Genomic DNA, 17,403 nt, shown 5'->3' with positions numbered 1-17,403 from the left:
CCACAGAGTTATGCACAATTTGTCGCGAATTGTGGACAAGTTGTTGACAACTACTTAAGAAATTAACGCATATGCTAAAAGTTCTGCTCCTGATGCTGCATTATTTTTAACATGATCGGCATTTTCAATATGAGGAGGCACTTTATCTTTTGGAATGACTTTAAAAGACAGCGCTTCAAACATATGCACAGCCTTTGTGAGTAAATAAAGTGTTTCGACTCCCTTATCTTTTGAGTATACCAAAATTTTATCGATGAGTTTAAGGAGAAGCGATTCTGAAGAATATTTCTGCTTCAGTACGAAAGAACGCAGCAACCCATCGTTACCGATCCGTTCAAGCCCTACTGTTCCGATCGTCTCCCCTTCATCATTCACCACGACAAGATAGTTTTCAATACTGTCTTTGATTCCTTCTGACTGAAGTCCAGCTTTTCCAACAAGCTGCAATAAATCCTTTGCCTCATGCTGCATAGCCTGCCTTAAAATAATCGTCATCTTCAACTCTCCCCTGTTTTATATTAGATTTTTTTCAAAGGTTTTTAAAATTTTATTGTTTAAATGCTCATCTAAAAGTTGTTGCTATATTTTTTTATTTCCTTCAATGACAGTTGATTGTAGCGGAAGGGTGCGAGACTCCTGCGGGATCAGTGGACAGGTGAGACCCCGCCAGCGCAAAGCGCTAGGGAGGCTCACCGCCCGCCCCGCGGAAAGCGAGCACCCTGCAGCGGAAATCAACCACTTCCAAAAGCAACAGACTGCTATTACCGATAGTAAAAAAAGAAGGCACACCTTTGAGTGATACCTTCTTCATTTTCTATAATCTATGAAAATAGGGAGGAACTTATGCACAATTTAAGAGAATAACGACCCTACTGCACTTACGAGGCTATCAAATAACTCTACGACAAAGAATTTCGTCTGGATTTCTTCTGTTTCATCCGCTTCTTCAGAAGAAACTGTTTCGGCTTTGTCACTCTTGCCTTCTTTGTTTTCTTTTACAGCATCTCCGTTTTCAAAGTCGAGAAAGCATAATGGCGGGAAAAGTACACACCACCAGTTCTTCCCTTCTCCTTCTCCAAGCGTAATTAGCACTGCTTCATATTGACCTGCCGGATAAATATAGTCGCCATACATTTTAGTAGGAAACGCCACTTTGTTCAGCTCTACTGAAAATGTCTTTTCGATGCCCGCTTCGTTCAGTTTGTTCTGAACGATCTTTTCGATCGCTGGAAGCTGCTTACGGATGATTTCGCGTGCTTCGCTTAATGTTGATAATTCATCTACCCACGTTGTGATCTGTGCGTTCACTTCATCACGGATATCACGCTTCAGCTTTTGATCGGCAGCCGTGTTGCTGTTTGCTAAGATGCGAAGTCTGATTGATTCTTCCGGTATCTTAACAGAGGCATTCATCGTCGCGTTTGCCACTTTTGTTTGTGTTTCAAAGAATAAGAACATCACCGCTAAAGATATAAGAATAAGAATAAAGAAATGATTGCGTTTTTTCATCGTTTTTTCCTCCCCTTCGTCTCTAACCACAGTTTGGTCAGCGTGAGAAAAAAACATACTAGCAAACTACTAAAATCTTTTCTGTCTGTTTCGACAAATAAGGGAAGAAAAACATGGCTGCTAAACAAACCGCTAACTTAGACCGCACAAAAGGCTTAAACGTCGGAGAATTGGCTGTGGAGCATCATCTGACGTATTTGAGCCTTTAAAATTTTTTATGGTCCTTCGAAATTTTCTATGAGCTTTCAAAAAAATTTTTGAGCCTACACACTAAAACGAAAAGGGGACAGACCCGGGTCTGTCCCCTTTTCCCAAATTATTTCCCAATCAAAGCAAACACCATGCGGTCTTTCCCGTTAATGTCATACTTCACGTACACTTGCGCATCTCTAAAGGTATCTTTCAGCATGCTGGCTACCGCTGCACCTTGACCTGCTCCCACTTCAAAGCCAACCAACGCTCTTTCCTTCAAAACAAGCGGCAGCTCTTCCATGAACCTTCTGTAAAAGTCATAGCCATCTTCCCCGCCGCTTAGCGCGCGCATCGGTTCTCTATCTTTTACGATTGCATCGAGAACCGCAATCTCATGATCAGGGATATATGGCGGATTCGATACCACCACATCCAGCTTGATGCCCTTTTCTATAAAAGGCTTCAGCAAATCTCCATGAAGAAATTCAACTTCCGCCCCAAGCTTTCTCGCATTTCCACGTGCTACTTCAATCGATTCTTTCGCAATGTCCACTGTGCATACTTTCAAATCCTTATTCTCAAGCGCCATCGTTACGGAAATTGCACCACTCCCTGTCCCGATATCTGCAACAGCGACTTTCTCTTCACCAGGAAAATGCTCAGAAATCAGTGTCAGCATATGCTCCACTAATTCTTCTGTTTCAGGACGCGGTATCAGAACTTCTTCATTCACAGAAAACGTGCGGCCGTAAAAATCTTCCCTGCCGGTAATGTATTGAACCGGCTCACCTTCAACATGACGTTCCACTGCTGCTTTTAGCTCTTCATACTTCTCTTCGCTTATCGGATCGTGAAGACGCATCAGCATATCCGTACGGCTCACATCCCCCAAGACATGTCTCATCAGAATCTCTGCGGCAAAGGCTTCCCGATTATGGTCTGCTAAAAAAGAAGAAGCCCAGGCGAGGGCTTCATGAACTTTGGTACTCATTTTACGCGTCCGCCTGTGCTTTCATCTTGCTTGTTTGATCTTCTGTGATGAGCGCTTCTACAAACTCATCCATTTTACCAAGAAGGATCTGGTCAAGCTTTTGAATCGTCAGGCCGATACGGTGATCGGTAACACGGTTTTGCGGGAAGTTGTACGTACGGATACGTTCAGAACGGTCACCTGATCCAACCGCACTCTTACGTGTCTCATCATACTCTTTTTGTATTTCTCGCTGAATCTTATCATAAACACGCGCACGAAGAACCTTCATCGCTTTTTCTTTGTTCTTGATCTGTGATTTTTCATCCTGACACGATACAACTGTGCCTGTAGGAATATGTGTTAAACGAACCGCTGATTGTGTCGTGTTTACAGACTGACCTCCAGGACCAGATGATGTAAACGTATCTACACGAACGTCTTTTTCATGAATATCCACTTCTACTTCTTCTGCTTCAGGAAGAACCGCTACTGTAGCTGTGGATGTATGGATACGTCCGCCAGATTCAGTTGCTGGTACACGTTGAACACGGTGTGCCCCGTTCTCATACTTAAGCTTCGAATAAGCACCAGCACCGTTGATCATAAAGATAATTTCCTTATAACCACCAAGTTCTGTGTAAGAAGCTTCGATTACTTCAGACTTCCATCCTTGCATTTCCGCATAACGGCTGTACATGCGGTAAAGATCGCCAGCAAACAATGCTGCCTCGTCTCCGCCGGCAGCACCGCGGACTTCGACGATAACGTTCTTGTCGTCGTTCGGGTCTTTCGGAAGTAATAAAATCTTCAGCTTGGCTATGAACTCCTCAATCTGACCAGAAAGACCAGAGATTTCTTCTTTTACCATTGCTGACATTTCGGCATCAAGCTTTTCCTCAAGCATCATCTTTGCTTCGTCCAGCTGTTCTTTTGCCTCTTTATATTCACGGTAAACCGCTACAGTTTCCTGAAGAGAAGATTGCTCTTTTGAATACTCGCGCAGTTTGTTCGTATCATTAATAACTTCCGGATCACTTAAATATTCATTCAATTTATCGTATCGCTGTTCGATCGTTTCTAAACGTTCTAACATGGTTTTTCACCTCTGCTTTGTATGCATAACATTATAATTATAGTCGTTATCAGCTAAACTCTCAATCTTTTTCAGGTAATAACTCTCGCCATAATCATTGTAACTATTTTCTACCCGTTTAATTCCACTTTTTCAACATGGCTTTTTCCCCATTCACTCATATGGTTCAATGTGGCTTCTAAATCTTTTCCGTATTCCGTTAAAGAATACTCTACTTTTGGAGGTACTTGCGGGTATACTTGACGATTGATCAAGCCATCAGCTTCTAATTCTCTTAGTTGAAGAGTCAGTGTTTTTTGTGACACTTTAGGAAGCAATTTTTTGATCTCACCAAATCTTAAAACGTCGTTCTGCTGCAAATGGCATAGAATGACACCTTTCCATTTTCCGCATACCACATCCATCGTCACTTCAATTGGATGAGAATATTCTTTCAAGCGAAAACACCCCTTACTTTCATTTCGTTCCCTTAGTTACAAAAATGTACCTTCTTGTGTATGGATACTAACTCTCATTATAATAACTACGATAAGAAAAGACTATAAAAAATATTGGGGACCTGCCGATGTCTAAAACGATTCGAATCGTAAAGAACGGAGAAAAAAGGAAAGTGCATCCAGAGGACTTACCTTGGGTCATCCTTCAGCTTGAAAAAGGTATGGAAAAAGGATTGATTGAAACTATTCAGCATACCCCTGCCATACGGGCTTTCAGAAAAAAAGATTATGTATTTGGATCAACCATCTTTAGCTGGAATCATAAAGAGGAAGACCAGCTTTATTTTGATTACTATCAATTTAAAGTATTTTGTGATGACTTGGACGTGAATGTTAGATACTCAGAAGTAAGATAGAAGAATTACCAGCAAAAAAAGGAAGATGGATTTTTAAACCATCTTCCTCATTTTTTTATCTCATAATTCTGGAAAGGTTTAGCTATTTTACGGTACGTGTTCTTTTATTCATTACACGTTCACGCAAAAATAGGATATTTCCACGCACTAATCAAAGAGTTTCACGCGTTTAACCTTCTGTTTCACGCAAAATCTTTCTCGTTTCACGCATAAGGTCATCTGTTTCACGCCATTTATCTGCTTCACATGAAAAATGGCTTTATAAATTCCCACTTCAGAAATCGAACAGCGTGTAATTTACTTCATTAAACTATTCTGATATGAATTCCCGCAATAAAGGTTAAAGAAAAAAGGAATTTTAGACAGCTTTTATTCCTTTTTTTGTTTTTAAATTTTCAATAATAAAAATCACGGTACTCCTGTTCTTTAATTTCTCATCTCAGAAAAAAGAGGCTCCCGGAAAGGAACCTCTTTTTTGCATTTTTTAAAATTATCTTGTCGCTGCGTAAACATCAATTACGCCTTTACCGTAATAGAATGAGTCGCCAAGCGGTTTCGCCGTATTCACTAGCTTTTGACGAACTTGCACGTTTGAAAGTCCTGGGTTTCCAGCCATAATAAGCGCTGCTGCTCCTGCTACGTGCGGAGAAGCCATTGACGTTCCGTTGTAGCTGTCATAGCCGTTTCCTGGAACGCTGCTTAAAATGTTTACACCTGGTGCCATTACTTCAAGCTCAGAACCAACACTTGAGAATGATGCACGGTTGTTGCTAGAATCAACTGCTCCAACTGCCATAACAGAAGCATATTTTGCCGGATAGCCGATTGTATTCTGCTTTCCTCTTGTTCCTGAGTTCCCTGCAGCCGCTACTACAAGAACACCAGAGTTATATGCATTATCACAAGCTTGCTGAAGCGCTGTTGAACCAGAGCTTCCACCTAAGCTCATGTTGATGACATCCATATTGTTTGAAACAGCCCACTCAATACCTTGTATGATGCCGCTGTATGTTCCGCTTCCAGAACTGTCTAGCACTTTTACCGCATAAAGGTCAGCTGAATAAGCTACACCAAGAACACCTGTTGTATTATTAAGAGCCGCAACTGTACCTGCAACATGTGTACCATGGCTGTTGCCGTCTGTCAGTGCATTTGGCTCACCTGCCACGAAGCTCGCACCTCCGCGAACGTTTAGATCTGCGTGACTAGCATCGATTCCCGTATCTAAGATTGCAACTTTTACACCTGAACCTGTGTTTCCAGTCGCATGGACTTGATTTGCTTTAATATGTGTAATGCCCCATGGCGTTGTTTGAGCTGTTGCATATGCCATGTGGTCTTCTTCAACATAAGACACATTCGGGTTTTTCTTAAGTGCTTCTGCTGCCGCTTCAGGCATAGAAACAAGCATCGTATCCATAAATTTGAACTGATACTTAACCTGTCCACCCATTTTTTTAACATCATTTACTTGAGCCGTTTGAATATCTGATTTAAAACCAACGAGGAAGTTTTTCGGTCCTTTATCAACCGTTGCAGCGGATGCAGAGAAATGCAGGTTTCCTACCAATAGGGATAGGACAAACAACAAACTGAGCATAGCACTAAACGTGCGCAATACAGTTTTTTTCATTTCTTTTCCCCCAATCATGATTTTATAACAATCAAACCATGTGCTCTTGGTGGTCAGGTCCCGGGCCCGTTATGTATATTTCTGAATTGTTTGACTATTACTGGATAATTGTAACACGATTGGGGATTTCAAATATTGGGAAAAAAGTGTTCATTTATATGAAATGAACGACCTTAATAAAGAACAGTTTTCCCAAGTCCAAACCTCAGGGAAAACCGTTATAATAAAAGTTTTAAGTTTTCTTTAATAAAGACTGCCTCATATTATCAGCTAGCTCTTTCACTTCGATCAGCCGCTGGATTTTTGCAGGATCTTTTTCAAAACCATACTTAATCTGGTTGGCTTCGGTTACCGTAATTTCAGAAGGGTGTTTTTCAATTCGAACCATCTCATCGCCAGCTGTGACAAACCCTTCTTTTAATACACGGAGGTAGTATCCAGTACGGCCTGTATCAACAATCCTTTTTATCATATCAGGACGACAAAGTATTGATGCCAAAGTGTTGCACGGCTGCCTCGGCTGGGTAATCTGCACAACCGCTTCCCCCATCTGAATAACATCTCCAATACACACATCGTCTTCTAAAAATCCGAGTGGAGTAATATTTTCGCCGAATGAAGGAATCACTAGAGGTTTATCAAGCTGCAATTCAGTATTCCATTTTTCATAGTACTCATAAGGGTAAACGCACACAGCTTGGTCGAATCCGCCGTGATGAACGGTATCTCCTACCCCGTCGCCCTCAAAATGAGTTTTACGTAGGAAAACGGGATCCTTTTGGGGAACTTTATAGTATCCAGTAAAAAAGGATCTGCCTGATGCAATGACTTGTTCAGGAAGCTTGATATTTAAAGAAACGATTTTTCCGTTCATCACCCTCACCTCAGAAAAAGCATAGCATAGGACAAAAGGAAATTAATAGGAAAATATATTTTTGCGCAGCTGCTCGTAATCTAAGCGCTCCTGATTTATTCGAATCGCTTTTGTAAGTTCTTCAATAATCACTCGTTCATCTGTAACCACGTTGAACACGTACGGAATCGTCGCAAAATGCCCTAAGAAATGCGTACAGCCCACATAACGAGGGTTATCTGTATGTTTTTCCGTTTTATATTTTATAATAAAATTCCCCATCCCTTCATATACAGGGTCTAAAGGTTTCTGATCCAATTTTTTCAGCAATGTATGTATCGGCTGAACAGGAGCATTCCAGTCCGTTCCGTTCGATTTAATCTCTAGCACACAACCACCTCTTTCTACTATAGAATTCGTTTTTGGAACCGGCTTCTTGTTGGTCAGTTACTATATTGGCAAGGCTTTTGGATACTTTACGTTACTTTTTTAAAGCCGATGGGAATAATATAATGTTAGATACATGGAAAGGAGCTGATCAAATGAAATATTGCATAATTGGAGGAGACGCAGCCGGGATGAGTGCCGCGATGCAAATCGTACGAAACACGGAAAAGGCCGACATTACCGTTCTGGAAAAAGGCGGGATCTATTCTTACGGACAGTGCGGTCTCCCTTATGTCGTCGGCGGGCTGATCCCTTCAACTGAAAAATTAATCGCAAGAAGCATCGATACGTTCCGTGAAAAGTATGGAATGGATGCGCGTACTTTTCATGAAGTTAATGCAGTAGATACAGCTTCTAAAACTGTTTCCGGTGTCCATACGAAGAGTGGTGAACCTTTTGAGGTAACCTATGACAAACTTCTGATTGCGACAGGCGTGAGACCCATCATGCCTAAAGAATGGACAGGTGTTCATTTAAAGGGAATCTATCCGTTAAAAACAATTCCTGATGCAGAAGAACTGATGGATGGTCTTAACAAAGTTCAGCATGTAACGATCATTGGCGGCGGATACATAGGCCTGGAGATGGCTGAAAACGTGGTAAGACTCGGAAAAAAAGTGCGCATCATCCAGCGCAGTAACCAGCTCGGCAGCATCTTTGATGAAGATCTTGCCCCGCTTATTCATGAAGAAGCTGAGAAACATAGAATTGAACTTTGCCTGGAAGAGGATGTAATCGGTTTTAAAGGTGATGATCATGTTCAATTTGTAAAAACAGCGAAAAAAGATTATCCGACTGATCTCGTCATCGCTGCTGTCGGAGTTAAGCCAAATACGGATTTTCTAAAAGATACAGGGATATCTCTGAATAAGCAGGGCGTTATTGTCGTCAATGAGCGGATGGAAACAAATGTGAAAGGCGTATATGCTGCAGGGGATTGCGCTACCCATTATCACCGGGTAAAAAAGCTGGATGACCATATTCCATTAGGAACTACCGCAAACAAGCAAGGCAGAATCGCTGGTCTGAATATGGCAGGCGTTGATAAGACGTTTAAAGGAATCGTCGGGTCTTCTATTATTCAATTTATGGATCTGACTTTAGGAAAAACAGGACTTTCGAATAAAGAAGCTGAAAAACTGGGGATTCCTTATGACGAAATTCGAATCACATCAAAAAGCCATGCTGGCTATTATCCGAATGCTAAAAAACTTGAATTAAAAATAACCTATCATAAAGAGTCAAAAAAACTGCTAGGCGGGCAGATCATAGGTGCTGAAGGCGTTGATAAACGAATCGACGTTCTTGCGACAGCACTTTATCACGAGATGGACGTTGAAGAGCTGACAGATTTGGACTTGTCTTATGCTCCACCATACAATGGTTCGTGGGATCCGGTTCAGCAAGCAGCGAGAAGACTTGGGAAATAAATTGGGAAATGGGGTCTGACCCCATTTCCCGTTTTATTTCCCGCTAATGATCCATTTTAAGAGAATAGTTATACCGAGGAACAGCACGTTCAACTGCATTCGTTATTTTTCGATACAAAGCAGAGCGTTCGCTTTTTGACATATCGTCCGGTACGTTCACATGAATATGCGCGTAATTCCCGTTGATTGTCACCATTTGCGGGTTGATTCCCGAAACATCTTTTACTGTTTGACGAATCAAATCCTGATCATCAGATAAATCAAAACGCGATTGATTCATGCTTCTGTAATCACTTGGATTCATGTTCGTATCATAACTGTAATTGATGCGGGGTTCGTTTTTGGTAAGGTGGTAATTTATAATTCCGTGTCCAAACATGTTGTCACGGATTTCCCCATTTTCATCATGAGCTGCCGGCTCCGTTTTGGCACCCTCCTCCTTATACGACTGCATAGGAGAACAAGCCGTAACGAGCAGCACCAAAAATGGCATAAGAATAGCCTTTTTCACTACAAACACCTCCCATATCATTAGGATTTCCTGACCGGGAATTGTTTATGAACAAATAAATGCAGTTTTGCCTGGCAAAACGGATACAAGAGCAGCCTGGCGGTTAGTGAGGGGAATTCAAAAGTTTGAAACATGTTAGCTATAATTTGAAACTTTTTAGCATTAATTTGAAAATAATTCAGGATATATTAACGAATAGACATTCAACAACATATTTCGACGCGAATTTTTTAGAAATAGCCTGCAATCATTCCACATAAGCTCACATTACTCTACAATCAAACAAAAAAAGCCCAGGAACAAACTACTCCCGGACTGCATAAAATCATCTATTTAGTTAGAACGCCCTTCCAAGCCCTCTACGCCTGAAAGGAGGTTTCTCTTTTTCCCTGGTACTTCATGACAATGACGGCAGCGGGGCTCGTACGATTCAGATGCTCCCACTAAAATAACCGGATCGTCATAAGAAGCTGGTTTGCCATTGATCAAACGCTGTGTACGGCTTGCAGGAGAACCGCAAGACATGCAGATCGCCTGAAGCTTTGTCACGTGCTCAGCAAGTGCCATCATTCTTGGAACAGGTCCGAACGGCTCGCCTTTAAAGTCTTGGTCAAGACCAGCAACAATAACGCGAAGTCCTTGGTCAGCAAGCTCTTGGGCCACTGGAATGATATCTTCATCAAAGAACTGTACTTCATCGATCGCAACCACTTCTGTTTCAGGTGATACATTTTTCAAAATTTCAACAGATCGTCCTACAGGCTCAGCCAAAACTGCCGTTCCGTTATGAGAAACAACCGATTCCTCGCTGTAGCGGTTATCAATAAGCGGCTTGAACACCTGTACTTTTTGCTTAGCATACGTTGCTCTTCTTACACGACGAATCAATTCTTCTGATTTACCAGAGAACATGCTTCCGCAAATTAATTCGATCCAGCCATTTTGTTTCATAACATACATGGCTTGCTCCCCCTTTCGCAACAATCTTTCCCTTAGTATGTACGTATTTCATTCTTACAAATAAAACGTTCTTTTCAGGAGCAGCTAACTCCTTTTAAAGCCAAAAATAAAGTTTTCAAAGCGTATAAAAAACCCGGCCCATCAACGGACAGTTACCGAGTTTCAAATCATTTCTCTATAAAGAAAAAAAGGGCAAGAAAGACTCCTGCCCTTTTACTTGCAACAAATTACTTAAGGTTGTATTTCTTCTTAAAGCGGTCAACACGTCCACCAACATCAGAGAACTTCTGACGTCCAGTGTAGAACGGGTGAGTGTCAGAACTTACATCCACTTTAATTACTGGATATTCGTTACCGTCTTCCCATTTCATAGTCTCGTTTGAATGCAACGTAGAACCAGAAAGGAAGCTAAATCCACTTTGAGCGTCAACAAAGATAACCTTCTTATAATTCGGATGAATTCCTTGTTTCATGTCAATTTCACTCCTTCTGCCCTGATTCCTATGCGGAAGCAGAGTTAAATAAACACATAAAAACAGTATAACAGGGACAAAACCCATTTGCAACCATACTTTTTCGTTAGTTTGTTACGGTTTTAACGCGCTTTGGTGCGCCTTTTTTTTCCGACTCAAAAAGCTCAAAAAATTCTTCGTTGTTTTCTGTTTTGCGCATTCGTTTCATAAATTTATCTACGAAATCGAACGAGTCATCCATCGTCTTACGGATCGACCATAATGCTTCAAGATGATCTTTTGCGATAAGCATCTCTTCTTTTCTCGTACCGGAACGGCGAATGTCGATCGCAGGGAAAATACGGCGCTCAGCCAGCTTGCGGTCTAAGTGAAGCTCCATGTTTCCTGTTCCTTTGAATTCCTCGTAAATAACGTCATCCATACGTGAACCTGTATCAACAAGTGCCGTTGCTAAAATCGTTAAGCTGCCGCCTTCTTCGATGTTACGGGCCGCACCGAAGAATCTCTTCGGACGATGGAACGCAGCAGGATCGATACCACCAGATAGTGTACGTCCGCTCGGCGGAATAACCAAGTTGTACGCACGAGCCAATCGTGTAATGCTATCAAGCAGAATAACAACGTCTTTTTTGTGCTCAACCAGTCTCATTGCACGTTCCAAAACAAGCTCTGCCACTTTAATGTGGTTTTCAGGCACTTCGTCAAACGTTGAACTTACAACGTCGCCTTTAACAGAACGCTCGATATCAGTTACTTCCTCTGGTCGCTCATCAATAAGCAAAACAATAAGTTCCACTTGCGGGTTGTTTGTTGTCACGCTGTGTGCGATCTCTTTCAGCAAGCTTGTCTTACCCGCTTTAGGAGGAGCGACAATCAATCCACGCTGACCGAAACCAACAGGCGCCATCATATCGATGATACGTGTTGAGATATTGTTGCCCGTCGTCTCCATAACCATTTTCTTTTCCGGATAGAGGGCTGTTAATGCAGGGAAATGCACTCTTTCCTTAGCCGTTTCAGGGTCTTCTCCGTTAACTGCGTTAACTTGCAAAAGTCCGTAATAACGCTCGTTTTCTTTTGGAGGACGAACTTTCCCTGATACTTTATCTCCATTTCTTAAATCAAATCTGCGGATCTGTGACGCAGATATGTAGATATCCTGTGAGCTCGGAGAATAGTTGATCGGACGCAAGAAACCGAATCCTTCATTTGGAATGATCTCCAAAACACCTTCCATGAATGAATAACCATCAAGTTCCGCTTGTGCTTTTAAAATAGAAAACATCAATTCCCGCTTCGTCAGTTTTCCGTAATATTGAATATTAAATTGTTTGGCAAGCTCATAAAGCTCTCTTAATTTTTTTGTTTCTAATGTAGCTAAATCAATCCCCATAGTGACACCACGCTTTTCTTATTTACTATTTGCTTTTGTTCTAAAATTTTGGGATTTATATATGTTGGTTTGGTTTTGGTTATTGGAAGGAGATCCTTGAAAGTTAAGGGTTTAGTGGGTTGAAGAAATTTTTATTCAAAATTAATCATACCTCTTATTTTAACCACAAAAATGCTCTTTAATCAAGTCAGGACAACTTGCCGGCCACTGCCATAACGTGAATTTACAATACATTTTAGCATTTTGCAACTTTGCTTTAGGCGTAACCTTTGGATGTGGTTAATTTCCGTTCCAGATGCTCGCTTTCCGAGGGGCGTGCGGTGAGCCCCCTGCCACATGTGCCTTAGGGGTCTCACCTGTCCCGCTCGACCCTCAGGACAAGGAAGGCTCCGGCAGCGATATATCGCACGAAGAAAATGTGATTTTCATTTTCGAGGAGTCTCGCATCTTGCACTCCAATTAACTTGCTAAGAAGACTATAAAACCATCTAAAAAGCAAAAATCTTTTAAGATAAACCTAACAATGTTTTATTTTTTATTTTGTAAAAATAAAAAATTAGGGCTGCCAAAAGTAAGTTTACCTTACTTTTGGGACAGCCCTCTTTACCCCATTATGGTTTGATTACAAGGTCTGGCTTTTTCTTCAGGCTGTGTCTGCCGTCGATGAAACGCACTGTACCTGATTTTGCGCGCATAACGACAGATTGAGTCGTTCCCGTTGATCCATCAAAACGAACTCCCTTTAACAGCTCACCGTCCGTTACACCTGTAGCTGCAAAGATCGCATCGTCCCCTTTTACGAGGTCGTCCATGTACAATACGCGGTTCACGTCTTCGATCCCCATGCGTTTGCAGCGTTCTAATTCCTCGTCGTTTTGAGGAAGAAGCTTTCCTTGAAGCTCTCCGCCAAGACACTTTAAGGCAACAGCTGCGATTACGCCTTCAGGTGCCCCACCTGACCCGAATAATATATCTACACCTGTATCATCGAATGCTGTATTGATCGCAGCGGCAACATCACCGTCAGAGATCAGCTTAATTCTTGCACCCGCTTCACGGATATCCTGGATGATCTGCTGATGGCGAGGACGGTCTAAAATAACCGCTACTAAGTCTTCAATATTTTTATTTTTCGCTTCTGCTACTGCTTTTAAGTTATCAATAACAGGTGCATTGATGTCGATTTTCCCAACGCTCTCACGTCCAACTGCAATCTTGTCCATATACATGTCAGGTGCGTGAAGCAGGTTTCCGTGGTCTGCGATCGCCAGAACAGCAAGGGCGTTCCACGTTCCGGATGCCACGATATTTGTCCCCTCAAGCGGGTCTACCGCAACATCTACGCGAGGACCATAGCCCGTCCCAAGCTTTTCACCGATATAAAGCATAGGAGCTTCGTCCATTTCTCCTTCACCGATTACAACAGTCCCTTTCATAGGAACCGTGTCAAAAACGTTTCGCATGGCAGTTGTTGCTGCTTCATCTGCCTCGTCTTTCTTGCCTCGTCCCATCCAGCGTGCTGATGCAAGAGCTGCCGCTTCTGTCACACGAACAAGCTCCATTGATAAACTTCTCTCCATAATGTGGTTCCCTCCCCATACTTAAAAACGCTTACATATTTATCCTTAAGAAAAATCACCGGTTGGGGTGATTTCTCTTTTTACACTTATGAGTTCTTCATTTCTTCCATTTCTTCAACGTCCATATTTTCACGCCACACTTTAGCACCAAGTCCTTTTAACTTTTCAACTAAAGATTCATAGCCGCGGTCAATATGCTCAAGACCTGAAATTTCAGTTACACCTTCAGCCATAAGACCCGCTACAACGAGCGCTGCTCCCGCACGAAGGTCAGAAGCTTTCACTTTTGCCCCTTCAAGCTTTGCTGGCCCATTTATTATAGCAGAACGGCCTTCAACTTTCACATTCGCTCCCATGCGGCGAAGTTCGTCTATATGTTTAAAACGCGCACTGTAGATCGTGTCCGTTACAATGCTCGTTCCTTCTGAGCTTGTTAAAAGCGATGTGAAGGGCTGCTGAAGATCTGTCGGGAACCCTGGATAAACGAGCGTTTTTATATCGACACTCTTTAATGGGTCTTTCCCGCGATAAACGAGAACCTGATCGTCTTTTGTTTCGATGAAAACGCCCATCTCTCTTAGCTTGGCAATCAATGATTCTAAATGCAGAGGAATGACATTATCCAATAAAACCTGCTGACCCATCGATGCCGCTAAAATCATATACGTTCCAGCTTCGATACGGTCAGGAATGATAGAATGACGGCACCCATGCATTTTTTCGACACCATCGATACGAATTACGTCCGTACCAGCCCCTTTAATCCTTGCACCCATGCTCGTTAAGAGTGTAGCTACATCGATAATTTCAGGCTCTTTTGCCGCATTTTCAATAATCGTCTGTCCTTTTGCTCTTACTGCTGCAAGCATGATATTGATCGTTGCTCCTACACTTACAACATCCAGGTAAATACGTGCACCAACAAGCTCGTCTGCGCGAAGGTAAATCGCACCTTGCTCGTTCGTCACTTTTGCACCTAGCGCTTCAAATCCTTTTATGTGCTGGTCGATCGGACGCGGCCCAAGGTTGCATCCCCCTGGCAAGCCGATTACAGCTTTTTTAAAACGCCCAAGCATTGCACCCATCAAGTAGTAAGAAGCACGAAGCTTTTTCACCTTTCCGCTCGGAAGAGGCATCGCAATCATGTTTTCTGGGTTAACCGTAAGCGACTGATTTTCATCCAGGTAAGCTTCTCCCCCGATTTCCTCTAACAGATCACGCAGAATACGGACATCTGATATGTTAGGTAAACCTTCAATGGTAACGGTTGATTCTGCTAGTATCGTAGCGGGGATTAATGCCACCGCACTATTTTTCGCTCCGCTTATTTGGACCGTTCCTTCTAGAGGATAGCCCCCTTCAATCATCAGTTTTTCCATGGTAAACTCCTTTCAGTAAGAGTCACAAAGACAGTCGTAATTGTGAGTATATTACCAGTTTCGTTAATTTTATTATTTACCAAAATTTTCTTTTAATGTATTCTTCTGTCCATTTTCCTCAAACCTTTGTTGCTCTTGAAAGTGGTTGATTTCCGTTACAGGTGCTCGCTTTCCGCGGGGCGGGCGGTGAGCCTCCTTCACCCTTTGGGTAATTAGGAGTCTCACCTGTCCCACTCGTCCCGCAGGAGTCTCGCACCTTTCACTCCAATCAACTTTACGAGGAAGAATAAGTTAAAGAACAACAATCATAAAAAGTAACCATTATTTTTTGTTAGCTGCATCCCAATCAGCTAGGAATTTTTCGATCCCTTGATCTGTTAATGGGTGCTTTACAAGGCCTTTAATAACGTTTGGCGGAATAGTTGCAATATGAGCTCCGCGTAATGCTGCTTCTGTTACGTGAACAGGATGGCGAATCGATGCTGCTATGATCTCAGTCGGAATCTCATGAATCGCAAAAATTTGCGCTACTTGTGAGATAAGCTCCAATCCATCTTGACCAATATCATCTAAACGGCCTAAGAATGGCGATACATATGTTGCTCCAGCACGTGCAGCTAACAAGGCTTGGTTCGCATTAAAAATAAGTGTTACGTTCGTTTTAATATTTTCATCAGAAAAAGTCTTAACGGCTTTAAGTCCATCAAGTGTCATCGGCACTTTCACCGTAATATTCGGCGCAATCTTAGCTAATTCACGGCCTTCTTCAACCATTTCTTCATAAGAAGTTCCGATCACCTCAGCACTAACAGAACCCGGTACAAGACTTGTAATTTCCTTCAAACGCTCATGGAAATCGACGCCTTTTTCTTTTGCTACTAGAGACGGGTTTGTTGTTACTCCAGATAAAATGCCCAGGTCATAGGCTTCCTTAATATCATCAAGGTTTGCTGTATCAATAAAGAATTTCAAAACAATCACTCCTGTTTTTTAGGTTTCTCGTTCATTTATATTCTTTTATAACACACACTTCTTCATACACGTTAGTAGTGCGCTTACATTTTTCTTTTTATATAAGTACACTTTATTGACGGATTTACCGTGTCCCACGTTACACACTATTATAGTGTAAATGAAACCGCCTATGATGTATAGGCGGTTTCAAAGAAAGGTTCATATTAGTATATTTTGACCAGAAATTTACGCTTTGTTGGAAGATCCGAACTCGCGCATTTTTCCTGCTACTGTTGATTGAATCGCATCGCGAGCTGCAGTCAAGTATTTACGTGGATCGTACTTGTCCGGGTTAGCTCCGATATATTCTTTAACAGCTTTATGTGAAGCAATTTGATTTTCAGTGTTAACGTTGATTTTAGCAGTTCCTAAAGAGATCGCTTTTTGGATATCTTTTGTCGGAATACCAGTACCACCGTGAAGAACTAGAGGTACACCCGTTAGTTCCATAACTTCTTTCATGCGGTCGAATCCAAGGTTTGGCTCACCTTTGTAAGGTCCGTGAACAGAACCAAGTGCAGGTGCGAAACAGTCAACTCCTGTTTCACGAACAAGCTGATCACATTCAGATGGAACAGCGTATGCAGCTTCAGCATCGTCAACGATTAGATCATCTTCTTGTCCACCGATACGGCCAAGTTCTGCCTCAACAGAAACACCGTGGATGTGAGCAAGCTCAACCACTTTTTTTGTTAACGCAATGTTTTCTTCTAAAGGATGATGAGAACCATCGATCATGACAGATGTGAAACCTGCATGAATTGCTTCTGCACACTTCTCAAAGCTTGAACCATGGTCTAAGTGAATCGCTACAGGAACAGTTACTTTGTACTCTTCCATAAGTGCTTTTACCATAGCAACAGTAAGCTTAAATCCACCCATATAACGAGCAGCACCTTCAGATACACCAAGAATTACTGGAGAATTCTCTTCTTGTGCAGCTTTAAGTATAGCTTGAGTGAACTCAAGGTTGTTCAAGTTGAATTGACCAACTGCATAATTTTCCGCTTTTGCTTTTTCAAGCATTTCCTTCATTGAAACTAAAGGCATGTTACATGTCCTCCTTTGGATATTGGCACGAGCAGACCAACTACGTTTTGTATTGTATAT

18 protein-coding genes are annotated in these 17,403 nt (G+C 42.0%); 2 read left to right on the top strand and 16 right to left on the bottom strand.

Translation table 11 applies throughout. The annotated features are described in order from the left end of the window. Positions 1–54: 54 nt before the first annotated feature. The 5 genes from ACFW35_RS01165 to ACFW35_RS01145 form a co-directional block, all read right to left on the bottom strand. Positions 55–495 carry a GNAT family N-acetyltransferase gene (locus ACFW35_RS01165; protein ID WP_379843168.1) on the bottom strand — a complete coding sequence of 147 codons (441 nt, stop codon included), beginning with the start codon at positions 493–495 and terminating at the stop codon, positions 55–57. Positions 496–852: 357 nt separating this feature from the next. Next, positions 853–1,509: a stage II sporulation protein R gene (gene spoIIR / locus ACFW35_RS01160; protein ID WP_379843166.1), complete on the bottom strand. Its 657-nt coding sequence runs from the start codon at positions 1,507–1,509 to the stop codon at positions 853–855. Between the two features lie 316 nt (positions 1,510–1,825). Beyond that, positions 1,826–2,692 (bottom strand): peptide chain release factor N(5)-glutamine methyltransferase, encoded by an 867-nt coding sequence (gene prmC / locus ACFW35_RS01155; RefSeq protein ID WP_379843164.1) that lies wholly within the window; start codon positions 2,690–2,692, stop codon positions 1,826–1,828. Position 2,693: 1 nt separating this feature from the next. Beyond that, positions 2,694–3,767 carry a peptide chain release factor 1 gene (prfA, locus tag ACFW35_RS01150; protein ID WP_379843163.1) on the bottom strand — a complete coding sequence of 358 codons (1,074 nt, stop codon included), beginning with the start codon at positions 3,765–3,767 and terminating at the stop codon, positions 2,694–2,696. Positions 3,768–3,877: 110 nt separating this feature from the next. Beyond that, positions 3,878–4,204 carry a winged helix-turn-helix transcriptional regulator gene (locus tag ACFW35_RS01145; protein WP_379843161.1) on the bottom strand — a complete coding sequence of 109 codons (327 nt, stop codon included), beginning with the start codon at positions 4,202–4,204 and terminating at the stop codon, positions 3,878–3,880. A gap of 128 nt (positions 4,205–4,332) precedes the next feature. Here ACFW35_RS01145 and ACFW35_RS01140 point away from each other — a divergent pair, with 128 nt between their 5' ends. Continuing rightward, positions 4,333–4,620, top strand: coding sequence for a hypothetical protein (locus ACFW35_RS01140; RefSeq protein WP_379843160.1), 288 nt, complete (start codon positions 4,333–4,335; stop codon positions 4,618–4,620). 490 nt (positions 4,621–5,110) lie between these two features. Here ACFW35_RS01140 and ACFW35_RS01135 read toward each other — a convergent pair whose 3' ends face one another. The 3 genes from ACFW35_RS01135 to ACFW35_RS01125 all read right to left on the bottom strand — a co-directional run bounded on the left by ACFW35_RS01135 (position 5,111) and on the right by ACFW35_RS01125 (position 7,496). Further along, entirely contained in the window at positions 5,111–6,238 is a 1,128-nt protein-coding gene (locus tag ACFW35_RS01135; protein WP_379847344.1) for a S8 family peptidase, read from the bottom strand. Between the two features lie 247 nt (positions 6,239–6,485). Further along, positions 6,486–7,127 carry an MOSC domain-containing protein gene (locus ACFW35_RS01130; RefSeq protein ID WP_379843158.1) on the bottom strand — a complete coding sequence of 214 codons (642 nt, stop codon included), beginning with the start codon at positions 7,125–7,127 and terminating at the stop codon, positions 6,486–6,488. A 42-nt stretch (positions 7,128–7,169) separates the two neighbouring features. Continuing rightward, entirely contained in the window at positions 7,170–7,496 is a 327-nt protein-coding gene (locus ACFW35_RS01125; protein WP_379843156.1) for a hypothetical protein, read from the bottom strand. A 152-nt stretch (positions 7,497–7,648) separates the two neighbouring features. Here ACFW35_RS01125 and ACFW35_RS01120 point away from each other — a divergent pair, with 152 nt between their 5' ends. Next, positions 7,649–8,983, top strand: a complete 1,335-nt coding sequence (locus ACFW35_RS01120; protein ID WP_379843155.1) for an FAD-dependent oxidoreductase — start codon at positions 7,649–7,651, stop codon at positions 8,981–8,983. Between the two features lie 43 nt (positions 8,984–9,026). Here the strand turns inward: ACFW35_RS01120 and ACFW35_RS01115 are convergent, their stop codons facing one another. From ACFW35_RS01115 to fba, 8 genes are all read right to left on the bottom strand, one after another. Next, on the bottom strand, positions 9,027–9,494 hold the full coding sequence (locus tag ACFW35_RS01115; RefSeq protein ID WP_379843153.1) for a hypothetical protein: 468 nt from the start codon (positions 9,492–9,494) through the stop codon (positions 9,027–9,029). Positions 9,495–9,827: 333 nt separating this feature from the next. Further along, entirely contained in the window at positions 9,828–10,454 is a 627-nt protein-coding gene (locus ACFW35_RS01110; RefSeq protein ID WP_066293973.1) for a thymidine kinase, read from the bottom strand. A gap of 227 nt (positions 10,455–10,681) precedes the next feature. After that, entirely contained in the window at positions 10,682–10,927 is a 246-nt protein-coding gene (locus tag ACFW35_RS01105) for a type B 50S ribosomal protein L31 (RefSeq protein WP_066293975.1), read from the bottom strand. A 106-nt stretch (positions 10,928–11,033) separates the two neighbouring features. Next, a complete protein-coding gene (rho, locus tag ACFW35_RS01100) occupies positions 11,034–12,320 on the bottom strand; it encodes a transcription termination factor Rho (protein WP_379836578.1) in 1,287 nt (428 codons plus the stop codon). Between the two features lie 611 nt (positions 12,321–12,931). Further along, entirely contained in the window at positions 12,932–13,900 is a 969-nt protein-coding gene (gene glpX, locus ACFW35_RS01095) for a class II fructose-bisphosphatase (protein WP_379836580.1), read from the bottom strand. Between the two features lie 86 nt (positions 13,901–13,986). Continuing rightward, on the bottom strand, positions 13,987–15,279 hold the full coding sequence (locus ACFW35_RS01090; RefSeq protein WP_379843152.1) for a UDP-N-acetylglucosamine 1-carboxyvinyltransferase: 1,293 nt from the start codon (positions 15,277–15,279) through the stop codon (positions 13,987–13,989). Positions 15,280–15,600: 321 nt separating this feature from the next. Further along, positions 15,601–16,251, bottom strand: coding sequence for a fructose-6-phosphate aldolase (gene fsa / locus ACFW35_RS01085; protein ID WP_379843150.1), 651 nt, complete (start codon positions 16,249–16,251; stop codon positions 15,601–15,603). Positions 16,252–16,479: 228 nt separating this feature from the next. Next, complete coding sequence (gene fba, locus ACFW35_RS01080) at positions 16,480–17,343, bottom strand: class II fructose-1,6-bisphosphate aldolase (protein ID WP_379843148.1); 864 nt, start codon at positions 17,341–17,343, stop codon at positions 16,480–16,482. Positions 17,344–17,403: the final 60 nt, after the last annotated feature.

This window comes from Fictibacillus sp. NPDC058756 (genome assembly GCF_042746035.1).
Classification (GTDB): domain Bacteria; phylum Bacillota; class Bacilli; order Bacillales; family Fictibacillaceae; genus Fictibacillus.
Note: the sequence above shows the minus strand (reverse complement) of the source record. Positions and strands in the feature narration are given on the sequence as shown.